The 13,347-nt window shown below is 35.0% G+C and carries 8 protein-coding genes; 3 read left to right on the forward strand and 5 right to left on the reverse strand.

Going from position 1 to position 13,347, the window contains the following annotated elements; all coding sequences use genetic code 11:
• Positions 1–248: 248 nt before the first annotated feature.
• From FLV_RS14790 to FLV_RS14800, 3 genes are all read left to right on the forward strand, one after another.
• A complete protein-coding gene (locus tag FLV_RS14790) occupies positions 249–2,864 on the forward strand; it encodes a beta-glucosidase (RefSeq protein WP_243234914.1) in 2,616 nt (871 codons plus the stop codon).
• A gap of 260 nt (positions 2,865–3,124) precedes the next feature.
• Positions 3,125–4,591, forward strand: coding sequence for a glycoside hydrolase family 130 protein (locus FLV_RS14795; protein WP_243234915.1), 1,467 nt, complete (start codon positions 3,125–3,127; stop codon positions 4,589–4,591).
• A 113-nt stretch (positions 4,592–4,704) separates the two neighbouring features.
• On the forward strand, positions 4,705–4,914 hold the full coding sequence (locus FLV_RS14800; protein WP_243234916.1) for a hypothetical protein: 210 nt from the start codon (positions 4,705–4,707) through the stop codon (positions 4,912–4,914).
• 366 nt (positions 4,915–5,280) lie between these two features.
• On the opposite strand, the gene FLV_RS14805 is transcribed toward FLV_RS14800, so the two are convergent.
• From FLV_RS14805 to FLV_RS14825, 5 genes are all read right to left on the reverse strand, one after another.
• Positions 5,281–6,129, reverse strand: coding sequence for a DUF4861 family protein (locus tag FLV_RS14805; protein WP_243234917.1), 849 nt, complete (start codon positions 6,127–6,129; stop codon positions 5,281–5,283).
• A 201-nt stretch (positions 6,130–6,330) separates the two neighbouring features.
• Positions 6,331–7,959: a DUF5597 domain-containing protein gene (locus FLV_RS14810; protein WP_243234918.1), complete on the reverse strand. Its 1,629-nt coding sequence runs from the start codon at positions 7,957–7,959 to the stop codon at positions 6,331–6,333.
• A gap of 134 nt (positions 7,960–8,093) precedes the next feature.
• Positions 8,094–10,295 (reverse strand): endo-1,4-beta-xylanase, encoded by a 2,202-nt coding sequence (locus FLV_RS14815; RefSeq protein ID WP_243234919.1) that lies wholly within the window; start codon positions 10,293–10,295, stop codon positions 8,094–8,096.
• Positions 10,296–10,308: 13 nt separating this feature from the next.
• Entirely contained in the window at positions 10,309–11,694 is a 1,386-nt protein-coding gene (locus FLV_RS14820; RefSeq protein WP_243234920.1) for a glycan-binding surface protein, read from the reverse strand.
• A 15-nt stretch (positions 11,695–11,709) separates the two neighbouring features.
• Positions 11,710–13,344 (reverse strand): RagB/SusD family nutrient uptake outer membrane protein, encoded by a 1,635-nt coding sequence (locus FLV_RS14825; RefSeq protein ID WP_243234921.1) that lies wholly within the window; start codon positions 13,342–13,344, stop codon positions 11,710–11,712.
• Positions 13,345–13,347: the final 3 nt, after the last annotated feature.

Here is a 13,347-nt window from a genome sequence, read left to right on the forward strand (position 1 = left end):
ACCCTCTGTCAGTAGTCAAATGCCACCCTTAAAATAGTGTTTTGTATCCTTTTTATGTAATTTTAAAAAATTAAAAAAAATGAATACAAGCTTTACAACATCCTTTAAATAGCAATTTATCCCAAAGTTGAAAGATATAAACATTTAATTTTGTAATTATCAAAAGTAATGAGCTATCCATAATCTCATAGATTAAAAAAAATCATTACCTGTAAAAAATCTAACCTAAATATTTTCAAATAAACTCAATGAGAAAAGTATATCGTTTTGTGTTCCTGCTAAACTTTTTGGCATTAAACACTTTTGCACAGGAAAAAGTTGCCTATAAAAATCCAAATTTACCAACAGAACTGCGTGTTAATGATCTTGTATCCAGAATGTCTATAGATGAAAAAATCAGTCAATTGATGGACTCATCACCTGCGATCGAACGTTTAGGTGTGCCGGAATATAATTGGTGGAACGAATCTTTACACGGTGTTGCCCGTGCCGGATATGCAACTGTTTTTCCACAATCTATTTCAATTGCCTCATCCTGGGACCGTCAGTTAATTTTTGATGTTGCCAATGCAATTTCTGATGAAGCACGTGCCAAACATCATGAATATTTAAGAAGAGGACAACACGGAATGTACCAGGGATTAACTTTCTGGTCTCCTAATGTCAATATTTTTCGTGATCCGCGCTGGGGACGCGGACACGAAACTTATGGAGAAGACCCTTTTTTAACCGGTCAATTAGGTCTTAAGTATGTTACCGGTCTTCAGGGAACTGATGAAAAATACTTTAAAGTGATCGCTACTGCTAAACATTACGCCGTTCACTCAGGTCCGGAACCCTCACGTCATCAATTTAATGCCGAAGCCAGTGATATTGATCTTTACGAAACGTATCTTCCTGCTTTTCGCACTTTGGTAAAAGAAGGTCATGTGTACTCAGTAATGGGGGCTTATAACCGTTTTAGAGGTGAATCTGCGAGTGCAAGCCCATTTCTTTTCAATATTCTTAGAAATGACTGGGGTTTTAAGGGCTATATTGTATCTGACTGCGGGGCTGTAACCGATATTTGGAAATACCATAAAATTACCAGTGATGCTGCAACCGCTTCTGCTTTAGCTGTAAAAGAAGGATTAGATTTGGAATGTGGAAGCTGTTATAAATCATTAAAAGAAGCACTGGATCGCAAATTGCTAACTGAGGCCGATATCGATATTACCTTAAAGCGCTTATTTACAGCTCGTTTTAAATTAGGTATGTTCGATCCTGAAGAGATTGTACCTTATGCTCAAATTCCTTATTCGGTAAATAATAATTCGGCTCACGACTGGCTTGCACGTGTCGCTTCTCAAAAAAGTATTGTTCTTTTAAAAAATCATAATAATACCCTTCCGTTTTCAAAAGAAATTAAAACTGTTGCCGTTATAGGGCCAAACGCCAATGATGTACAGTCTTTATGGGGAAATTACAGCGGGATTCCGAGCAATCCTGTAACGGTACTGAAAGGAATTCAAAATAAACTCGAACCTAAAGCAAAAGTTTTATATGCAAAAGGAACCGATTTGGCAAAAGGTGTTCCCGAAATGAAAGTCATCCCTTCTGTTTATCTTCAGAATGAAAACGGGGCACAAGGCCTTACAGCAGAATACTTTGACAATAAGGAATGGGAAGGAAAACCGATTTTTACCCGTATCGATGATAATATTGATTTTCACTGGGATATTAATACGCCCGACCCTCGCATGAAAATGGGTAATTACAGTGTTCGCTGGACAGGTTATATTGTGGCACCAAAAACAGGACTTTACAATATCTCTGAATGGTCAAAACCTTTTATGACTATTGAGATCGAAACTGGAAAAACATCGGGAGGAAAAAACAACCATCATCCCCGAATTCGTCCACAGAAAATAGAATTAGAAGCGGGAAAAAAATATAAAATAGTAGTTAAATACCAAAATTTATACGGAGATGCAATAGCGCAGCTTTTATGGGCTGAACCACAAGAAGACTTATTAAAAGAAGCTGTTCAGGTTGCTAATCAGGCAGATGCTATTGTTTTGGTATTAGGACTAAATGAACGTTTGGAAGGGGAAGAAATGAAAGTTGAAGCAGATGGTTTTGAAGGTGGAGACCGTACCAGTCTTAACCTGCCTGCTAATCAGGAAGAATTGATGAAAACGATGGCAGCGACCGGAAAACCCGTTGTCTTAGTTTTAATAAACGGAAGCGCACTTTCTATAAATTGGGCTAATGACCATATTCCGGCAATTTTAACAGCCGGATATCCGGGTCAACAAGGCGGAAATGCAATTGCCGATGTTCTTTTTGGCGATTACAATCCTGCCGGACGACTGTCGGTTACCTATTATAAATCTGTAGATCAGCTACCGGCTTTTGAAAATTACGACATGAAAGGTCGTACCTATCGTTACTTTGATAAAAAACCTTTATATCCGTTTGGATTTGGTTTGAGTTATACTAAGTTTACATACAGTAATTTGCAAATACCTGCTAATATTAATCCCGAAAAAGATTTCGAAGTATCGGTTGATATAACAAATATTGGTGACCGCGACGGAGACGAAGTAGCAGAATTGTACCTGAAAGATGAAAAAGCCTCAACTCCACGCCCAATATTGCAATTAGAAGGTTTTGAACGCATTAATCTAAAAAAAGGCGAAACAAAAACAGTTCGTTTTACGATTACTCCTAGGCAGTTATCCTTAATAAATAAAAAAGGGCAACGTGTTGTTGAGCCGGGATGGTTCACTGTCTCAGTGGGTGGAAAACAACCAGACGGAACAGCTGATACACAAAATAAACGATTCAATATTACAGCAAAAACAGTTGTATTAGAAAAATAAATCAGCATACCTTATTAGTCCTAAGTAAAAAATAAAACCTTCAGAGTCAAATGATTTTGAAGGTTTTTATTTTTTAATAATAGGATTAAATTTTTTCAACGAATAAAATGAATCCTCTTTTTCTCAAAAATAACAAGACAAATTATTCTATATAATATACTGAAAAACAATATTTAACAAAAAATAAAGGGTTTTCACTCGCATATTTATTAACTTCAATAAAAGTAAAAAAGTAATTTTTTCTATTAAAAAAATAAATTATGCGTGTATCTGTCATTCGAAAAAGTATAAAATTTACCCCAGATTCAAAAAGAGTTGTTGCGAGATATTTTATAAATGGCGACGAACGAACCAAACAAATGGTAACTCGTATCATGATGCTGGATGATAAACAAGTATTGGAAACCTTAGAGCAAACACTTCGTGAATTTGCCAGACGTCATCGAAATATTTCTGCGATATTTTTAAGGCATTGTGAAAAAGTAAGGGATAGTATTGAAGCCTTACAGATTGATTATGAAGCTTTGTCCCTTGATCGAAAAATGCTTATAGGTTCCTATTGCACAATGGAATACGCCATAGAATCGGCTGCAATTTTTAATCCTTCCATTATTGAAGACTTTGATCAGACAGGTCTTGAAGCTGGTGAAAAACGTGTTATTATTTCTTTTCGGGCAACAGGCGAAGGTCATATTTCGTCCATTGTTTTCAGAAGAGGAATTCTGGACAGGGATAACAACCTGCAGGTAATGAAAATTGGGCATAACATTGATAAAGCAGAGATTATTCATAAAACGTTTTTTAATAAAGAACGATTTTTATTGAAATTATCCGAAATGCATACTCAGGACAAATACATTACCCAAATTATGCAGGATTTACCGGAGGAATTTGAGTATGTTGTTTTAAAAAACATGGTCAACGCGGTTTTAAACGATCCATCGATTCGTGAAGAAAGAAGAACCGCTTTAAACGAAATAATCTGGCTGGCAAAATCATTTTATGATATCGAATTTAAACATGATTCGGATATTACTGAGCGTGTTATATTTCCGATATCCGATTCAGAAAGCCGTGGTATTGAGGATGCCCGCTTCGTTCGCTTTACAGATGATGATGGCTCATCCCGTATTATGGCAACTTACACGGCTTATAACGGCCATACTATATTGCCTAAACTTATATCTACCGAAGATTTTTATACTTTTAGAGTAATGCCTTTACATGGTGCCGGGGCACAAAATAAAAATCTGGCTTTATTTCCAAGAAAAATAAAAGGAAAATATGCTATGCTTGCCCGAATCGATGGCGTTAATAATTATATCATGTATTCTGACAGAGTTACACAATGGAACACACCTCTTTTACTTCAGGAGCCCCGATATACTTGGGAGTTTACACAAATAGGAAATTGTGGATCGCCATTGTGGACAGCAGAAGGATGGCTTGTTATTACTCATGGCGTTGGTACAATGAGGCGCTATTGCATAGGTGCTTCTTTGTTCGATCTTGACGACCCCTCTAAAGAAATTGGAAGACTGACAGAACCTTTGCTTTCACCACTTGAAGACGAACGAGAGGGTTATGTTCCTAATGTTGTGTATTCCTGTGGGGCAATTATTCATAACAATAGTCTCATATTGCCCTATGCCGTATCTGATTATTCTTCTACTTACGCTGTAGTTGATATGGTCGAACTGATAGATGCTTTAAAAAAAAGTAAGTAAAATAATGTTTTTATACTAATTTTGAATTAATTGAAGCTCTTAGGTATGAATTTCAGAAGGAAAATACCGAGGTGACGGACTTATGGCTATTCAGAGTGAATATTGATATAATTTTGATAAAAGAATGGGGCTTGTGGGATTTGCCGGTCTGGCAACTATTTATGGTTCTGCTTCTCCAGATTTTAATTGGATATTGTTTCCAGAAGGCCGCTGTAAGCTACCGCTATAAAGCCTTAAAAACTGAAAAATTTAATGTTGGTTTGGATGCTGCTGTAGGAAAAGGCGATTGGGGGATTTATTTTCATATTGGGGAAGCCTTTTAACAAAAACTAATTTTGCACAGAGTTCATTAATTTAAAATACTCAGAGTTAACTGATAAAATAAAGCAAAAAAAGTTTATTTTATCCTTAAATTTATTAAAACACAAAATAAGCACTATTTAATCTGTTTATTTTTATAAATCATGTATTTGTATTGTTTTTAAAAAATATCGTCGCAAAATATAGATATGAAGGCTATTTTTAATAAATATAAATTATTGTTATTTGTTGTTTAATAACAAAAACTAATAGTTTAAAATATTACATTTTAAAACTTATGAATGTTTCATTTAATAAAAAAAACCTCCAAAATCAAAATGACTTAAGAGGTTTGTAAATTTGATGATAACCGAAGTTAAAAAATTACATTATTTTATGTAAGCTTCTAATTTATCCAAAGTATTTAATTCTGTCTCTCTTGCACTTGAAGAGATAATTTTTGTTTCTAAACTTTTTGTTGGTTTAGAGATTAACAGATATTGTGTTCCGTCATCATGATTTTTTATATAATCTTTCGGATTATATAGTATGGCTGCACCAATTTCGACAATTTCTGCAGCAACATCCTCAGGGTGTTTACCCCACACGGCGATATAATTGGCTCCTTTTTTAGTTTGAAAATCCTTAAAATAATTTACTCCTGTAGCAAATTGAACTTTTTCGCCATTTAAACTAACAGCTTCAACTTTTGCCTCTCTTTTTCCTGAAAATACAGTAACACGAACTAAAATATCTACTTTTTTGCCTTTATAAGGAACGCCTCTGGAAATCATTTCCATCCATGAAGAGTTTTCTGTTTTTCCAACACGTGCCAGACGATTTGTAACAGGGTTCAATGAAACTAATTTTTCACCGTCCCAAAGTTTTACTCCTCCTAAACCTACAGTAGAGGCAACTTTATAATAATCAGCTCCCCAACCTTCTTTTTGCTGTTCCGGAGTTGGATACCATTGTGCTTTTTTTAACTCAAGACCCGGTTTTGCTTTAGAATAAACATCAATAGCCACTTTATCACTAAAATAGATTCTTAAAGCCATCCATTCGTTTTCTACAGCTGGTCCGTGATGTCCGATTGTTTTGTATAGATCTCCTGTTTCTGAACCAATATCAGTCAAATAAGTAATTTTATCTGACTTCATATACAAACTTGTGTCTGTATTATTTTGGGCAAAGCAAGTACAGCCAATCAGCAAAGCGGTAATAAATGATAATTTCATAATTTCAATTATTTATAAATTAATTTAATTTCCGTAAAATTAAAATAACCTTTTAAGAATACACCAACATTTTTTATAATTTTAAGAAATTACCATCATGTTCCGAAATCGATAAAGTATATAATTGGTTAATACCGACCCTATTTGTATGATATTCTGAATTCTGAACAATATTAGGATAAATGCTTTGCGCTATACAAGTTATTCATAGGTATATAATTTAAGTTTCTGAATTTCATAATCTCCAACAGCAATACGCAGATGTCTTCCCTGATGTGTTTGGTCTCCGTTAAAATGCCGAGTAGTTTTCCAAACATCATTTTCGAATTTACCCTGATCGGTTTTTAGAATTCCGGCGTTAAGAGCTGTATTTTTTAAGGGTTTAAAAGTGACGACAATTCCGGACCCGGCAATGTAAAATTCATTTGGAGCAATTTCTATGATAATAGCGCTAGCTGTTGGCCAAATTTCATTCTTAGCACCATCTGACCAATTTAAAGTATAATCATGCTTAAATGTAAACTCGAAGTTTCCTAATTTAATTATCTGTAATTGATTTGTTTTATCTAATAAAACTCCATCAATTTTTCCTTCTCCTTTATTCGCTTCGATAACAGGTGTTAATTGTTTAACCAGATTATAAATTTGACCAAGCGGTTCTTTTTTGGCATCAGTAACCGACTCTATTGAGAAAGGCGAAAAACCAATTGCTTCATAATGACCAATAGCATACAATCCTTTAAATGGAGCACTTTCGTCAAAACGATGTTCCGGAATAAACAGTGGATCTCCCTGACGGGTAAATAAATCATTCCAGTGTTTGAACGAAGGATTATAGAAATCCGGAGAAAGAAAATCTATAGATGTTCCGGTAGCTTTCCAGATATCCATTACATGTGGCAATGGACCGGCACTTGGATATTCACCCGGTTTTTTTTCAGGAGCGTTTAAGGCTGCATTTACAAATAACGGAATTCCATAAGTTTCTTTTCCTGCTTTGGCTATTTTGTTGGTAAATTTTGCAAAATACCAAGCCATGAAAATTTCGTCTGTGTGAAGACCTTTTCCAAATATTTGCTCCCAGTTTCCTGAAGTTTTAAAACCGTTCTTTTTCCAGATTTCTAAAAACTCAGGAACCAGTTTTTCTTTGTTTTTCTGTATGTATTTCAACAATTCATCAGGGACCGGCTTACTGAAAGCTTCGTTTGCCAATGCACAATAATCCCGGGCTGTTGGTAACATTCCGATTTCGTTTTCTACCTGAACCATGATTACGGTTTGCTCTTTTTGATTAAAATCTTTAATATGGCTCATTAATTTCTGAAAAGCTTTTAAATCGGCTTCTAAATTATTTTCGCTGAAAGGCGTTAAAATTTCATGACTTTTATTTTTATCATCCTTAACTCTTGGATATTTCTTCTGATTTAATTTAACCCATTCAGGAGCATGACTTGACATACTGTTTTTCCAGGATCCAAACCAAAGAAATACCAGTTTTAGATTTTCTTTCCTTGCTTGAAGAATCAGATCATCAACCAGAGAAAAATCAAATTTGCCTTCCTGCGGCTCTATAAGTTCCCAATACACAGGAGTTAATACCGTATTTAGATTCATATCAGCAAGTTTAGCCCAAATAGGCTCCATGCTTTCCATGCTTGTAGCAGAAGAATTTCCTAATTCTCCTCCCCTAATTATAAATGGTTTATTGTCAACAATTAACTGCGTTTTATTTCCTTTTTTTTGAAGATGCGGAATTTTATCCTGTGCAAATCCAATCTGTAAAAAGGTTAATAACAATGTCGTTACTGTTTTTTTTGAGAATCTGATCATTCTAAATTTTTTAAAAATTAAAAATCGATTTATGCTTTAAAATAATATTTGACGTATCAAAACCAAATAAGTAATCCATAATACAAATCCGTTTACCAGATTTATATTATGGATTAAATTACAATAAAAAGACTTTATTTTTGAAGTTCGCCTGAAAAGTCTTTACTAACATCTTTACCGGCAAGACCATCAGCCACTCCTTTATAGGCATGTTTACGTTTATAGCTGGCATCCCATACATTTGGAGATTCATCAGGTAACCAGTACTCGTGTTCTTGTTCGTTATCCGATACTCCCCAAATGGTTATTCCGTATTGTTGAGCAGCAGGTATGTACTTTTTATAGGAATCAATAACATACTGGTACATGGCTGCCTGATCTGCTAATTGTACACCTGTTGGATTCTTTGTTCCTAAACGTATATCGAGCTCAGAGATTTTTATTAATTTTCCTGAAGCTGCTAATTTTTGAAACATCTGATCAATTTTAGCTTTATCAGTTGTCAAAGAAATATGCATTTGAGTTCCAATTCCATCAACAGTAGCTCCTTGACTTTCAATGTATTTTACATATTCAATTAATCCATCACATTTATCAAGTCTGGATTCTAAATTATAGTCATTTATAAATAATTTATCTGTAGAGTTACCATACTGACGTGCTAATTTAAATGCTTTTACCGCATAATCTTTCCCAAGATATTTTACCCAGTAAAATTCATCATTTGCCATATTAGTAACAACACCGTCACGTAAACTTCCATCTTCTTTTACGGGTTCGTTTACTACATCCCAGGCATGAACATCATTTTTAAAATGCGTCATCATTTTTGAAATCCAGTCAGTCATAGCTGCATCAATCAGTTGTGTTTTTTCTGCATCTGTTTTTTCAATCGTAACAGGCCCGGTTGCACCCGAAGAAGCGTCTGCAGCTTTAATCACAATATCATCAATGTACAAAGTTGCAGCGGTTTCACCAAAATCAAAAATGAATTTTGTACGATCTGCCGTTGTAGGCTTTAATGTTCTGGTAACCTGAGTCCATGAAGTTCCAACTGCAATGCCTGAGTAATAATCGCCCGCATACGAAGCGTTTTGTAACTCAACCTGTAATGTTGCGCTTACAGATGATTTGATCCAAAAAGTACAGGTATATTCTTTATCTTTAGTTAAAGCAGATGCAAAAGTATAAACTTGTTGAGCATCGTAATTTCGTGCTGCCGTTGGGTTTGTTAATACCATAGCATAACCGCCATTATGCCCCTCTCCATTTGCAGAAACAGAACGCGTTGAGCTATTTCCGTAACCAGACCACGGTGATAATGTATTTCCTTCAAAATTACCATTAGAAATTAGATTTGTAATTGCCGGAACAGCATCTAAATCTACCACATTGAGAGTATTTACATCAATCAAATAGGTAACGTTTGGTAAATATCCTAAATCTAAATTGAACTGGAAACTGGTAGCCCCTGCAGCGAAATCACCTGGAGCCAGTTTAATTTTTACCTGCTTCCATGCTGATGTAGTTGAAAATGCTTCTGTCCATGATCCACCAGTAGCAAACCAATCTTTCCAGGGATACATATTCGTTAAACTTGAGTTGAAGGAAACACGCCCCTTACCAGTTACATCCGATTTTATGTAAAAAGAGATTTCATAATTATGATTGCTCACAATTGGAACAGTTGGTGATGTTAATTGCAAATTATGAGCTTGTGATGAAGTCGCACTTGAAATTAATTTTACAGCCTTAGAGGTACTCGTTAATCCGGCGCCATCAACAATTGAAATTCCGGCACCGGGATTATTTCTTAACCACCCACTAAAAGTACCATCTTTTAATCCGGCAATATTTAATGAATTTGCACCACTCGAACCCGGAATAATAGTTGGAGCCAATAATCCGTTTAAGTAACTCGCATTATTATTGGAATGCCATACCAATGTATGCCCATAAATGGACAAACCTGCCTTTTTAGTTTCGGTTACAAATTTATCCATCGTTGTAAAATCAATGCTTCCGTTTGATTTTACCATAGGACCGTGTTTCATTTCGTAACCCGGAACTACTTCGTCAAAATTTGCATTGACAATGTTTCTATAAGTTTCATCTTCTAAATACAAACTAACTCCAATTCCGTTTCCTAAATTAAAAGTAGAATAATTTTTAAGAGGTTCATATCTCGTAATTTTTTCGGCTAATTCTAACGGCAGTTCAGATGATGCAATTTCACCATGTCCCTCAACTTTTTTCCACTCCATCAGATTATCATCGCATGATGTCAGTAACATTAAGGATGAAGTAATTATTGGTATTATATATTTATATTTCATTTGATATTTTTTTTTAGTTAGCAAAATCATCGTAAACTGGTGTGTTTAAGGATACAATTCTCCAATTATCAGTATAAACTTTTACCGTAGTTGGTTTTGAAGCAAATTCAACTTCGCTGTCATTGCCCAGAACATCTTTCATTTTTACATCGGCATTTTCAAACCATATTCCAAAATTTTGATAAGTTGCCGCTTCACGATAAGCTAATACAGCTTCAAAAGTAAAATCAGCTTTAGACCATTGATAAAATTTGTTGAAAGGAATGGTAATTGTTACCCAGCCAGTAGTCTGAAAAGCAACAGATTTTCCGTCAATCAGCCACGGAATATAATTATAAACACCTCCAGCCCAGGTTCCTCCATTAAAATTGTTGATGGTACATATTTTTAAGTAACCAGAATCTTTCCAGGCATCCGGTACATAAATATCAAACTGAAATGCTACTTTGTCAAGAGGCGTATTTGCCGGGATATATGGTGTTAATTGTGTTCTCCAATTGTCTACTCCTGTTCCTGCGGTCCAAACTTCAGTTGCTCTAGGTGCTACTGCCGGAATAGAAGCAATACGATCTGGACGATGTGGTACATATTTTCCATGAGACAGATTTGTTAGTCCAATAGCAGCTGACCCAAGATCTGTTGGTGTAATCATACCCGGAATTGTTGAAGTACTCCAATAGCCCTGGGTTCCGTTTCCGTCAAAATCTAAAATTACTCCTTTTTTAAAATTAAAGTAAGCTGGTGAATAAACGCCTCCATTAGAAGTTTGTACATATAATGAACCTCCGGTATCCGAAACGCCATTTGGCATAGTCACAGTAAAGAATTCTCCATCTTCATCTGAAGTGATACCTGTAGTCACTTCAACATTTCCCGGGAAAATGACTTTGCTTACTTCTGTCAAACCAGTACCTTTAACAGTAATGGTTTCGCCTACATTAGGCAGTGTGTTTGAGATATTTGTAATTACTGGTTTTCCGGCACGAATTTCAAAAGGAAAAACGATTTCATTGTTGTCATTTGCAAAACGAATTGTATTTCTAACTGAAGGATCAGCATCTAAAATAGGGGTATCAGCCGAAACATTCACCAGCAGCGATTTATCAGTTACGAATACTACATTAAAATAAGTAGAATATCCGTTGATGTAAACTCTTTTTAATCCTTTAAACCCAGAACCTTCAATGCGTAATAATTGCCCTAATCTGGCAAAATTAACTTCTCTGTCCTGTACTGATGAATTTACATCTTCCAAAAACACTTTTGTAATGGTTATTGGTCCACCACCTTCATTTGAGTCACTATTCTCGCAAGCAGTAAACAGCATGCTAAAAACCATCATCATTCCAAGAAACGATATAGATGCCCAATGTTTTTTATTTAAAATATACTTTTTCATATTTTGGATTTCTGTTTAATTAAATAAATCAGTTATTTTACTTTCTTTGAATTCATAAGGAACAGGACTCTCACTTAGCAATGGATTCTGAATTACTTCTGATTCCGGATAAGGCATTAAAAAGATTGAAGAATCAATTACTCCGATTGCTCTTGGTGAATTTGTTCTTGTTGCATCAACAGATACTGTATTGGTTGCAGCATTATATGTAATTGGAACAATAGTCTGTCTGGTCTGACCTGTGATGTAATTAATAACTTCTTGCTGTTTATAGTAGGATCTTCTAATTAAATCATACCAGTATTGTCCTTCCATACACAACTCAACTCTGCGCTCGTGTCTAATATCTTCATAAGTAAGAGTAGTTTTTGAGTCAAGACCTGCTCTGGTTCTAAGAGCATTCACTGCTGATAATGCATCTGCATCTGCTGTACTGTTATTATTTCCTAAAATTGCTTCTGCATAATTAAGATATACCTCTCCTAAACGTAGCATATACGTATTTAGAGCAGAGTTTTGTTTTGAAATTTTACTGTTATCTTTTGTTGAACCGACAACACCTTTTTTGACGTTTACAAAAGTATTGGCATGATCTACTGTATAACCTCCATTTGCTATATTGATTTCCGGATAAAAATCTTCATCAGCCATCCAGGTTGCATGACGTCTTGTATCTTTTGTTTCATATTCATACAAAATGTCATTTGAAGCTCTTGTCCAATATCCCCAGGCGTTATCATCACCGGTAATATCGGATCCTAATGCAAAATAGGCCTGTTGTGTATTGTTTACACCATAAGTTCCGTTTGGAACCCATTGCAAAGCAAACATTGATTCAACATTATTATTATTATCAATTTTGAATAAATCTGCATAATTAGGCATTAAAGTGTATGGTCCTTGCGAGATAGCTTTTGAAGCCGCTTTTTTTGCCAATTCTAAATAATCCTGATTTCTGGTTCCTGAATTTGCATTATCGCTTAAACCCGCTACCGATAAATAAAAACGAGACAGCATTCCAAACGCACTATATTTAGTTAGACGTCCTGCCTGACCAGCAGATTCTGGCAGGTATTTTGCAGCGAATTCTAAATCGCGAATAGCAAATTCATAAACGTCTTTTACCGGATTTGTATTAACGACAGGATTTTTAACTAAAGCTGCAGGATCAGTAGAAATTATTACATTCCCCCATAAAGAAGCTAAATACCAATAGGCTGTTCCTCTCATAAATCTGGCTTCAGCGATGTATTTATTTTTAATGTTTTCACTAACGGTGCTGCCTTCAATTCCTATAATAACATTATTAGATTGCTGTACAACATTATACAAAGATCCCCAGGCCGAAACCAACGGACCTGTTAGTCCTGTTTCAGTCAAATCAGCAAAAGGATAAATATAATCTGAATATGGGGCGTACAAATTATATGATCTTCCGTCACCTAAACCGTAGTAGAATTTATCATTAAAATCAAACCATACTTTATTATACAAAGGAGCTGTTGCTGCTTTAAAATCATCTTCGGTTTTATAAAAATTTTCTTTTGTAATTAAATCATTTGGTTCAACTTCAAGAAAATCGCTGCAACTGGTTCCTAAAAAGGACAAAGTCACAAAAAGGAAAATGCGTTTTATATATAAATTTTTCATCTT

This window comes from Flavobacterium pectinovorum (assembly GCF_022802975.1).
Taxonomy (GTDB): Bacteria; Bacteroidota; Bacteroidia; order Flavobacteriales; family Flavobacteriaceae; genus Flavobacterium; species Flavobacterium pectinovorum_B.

What these genes read in the sequence shown, in the direction of transcription:
- FLV_RS14790 (WP_243234914.1), top strand. Translation starts at nt 249, where the DNA reads ATGAGAAAAGTATATCGTTTTGTGTTCCTGCTAAACTTTTTGGCATTA.
- FLV_RS14795 (WP_243234915.1), top strand. Translation starts at nt 3,125, where the DNA reads ATGCGTGTATCTGTCATTCGAAAAAGTATAAAATTTACCCCAGATTCA.
- FLV_RS14805 (WP_243234917.1), bottom strand. Translation starts at nt 6,129, where the DNA reads ATGAAATTATCATTTATTACCGCTTTGCTGATTGGCTGTACTTGCTTT.
- FLV_RS14810 (WP_243234918.1), bottom strand. Translation starts at nt 7,959, where the DNA reads ATGATCAGATTCTCAAAAAAAACAGTAACGACATTGTTATTAACCTTT.
- FLV_RS14815 (WP_243234919.1), bottom strand. Translation starts at nt 10,295, where the DNA reads ATGAAATATAAATATATAATACCAATAATTACTTCATCCTTAATGTTA.
- FLV_RS14820 (WP_243234920.1), bottom strand. Translation starts at nt 11,694, where the DNA reads ATGAAAAAGTATATTTTAAATAAAAAACATTGGGCATCTATATCGTTT.
- FLV_RS14825 (WP_243234921.1), bottom strand. Translation starts at nt 13,344, where the DNA reads ATGAAAAATTTATATATAAAACGCATTTTCCTTTTTGTGACTTTGTCC.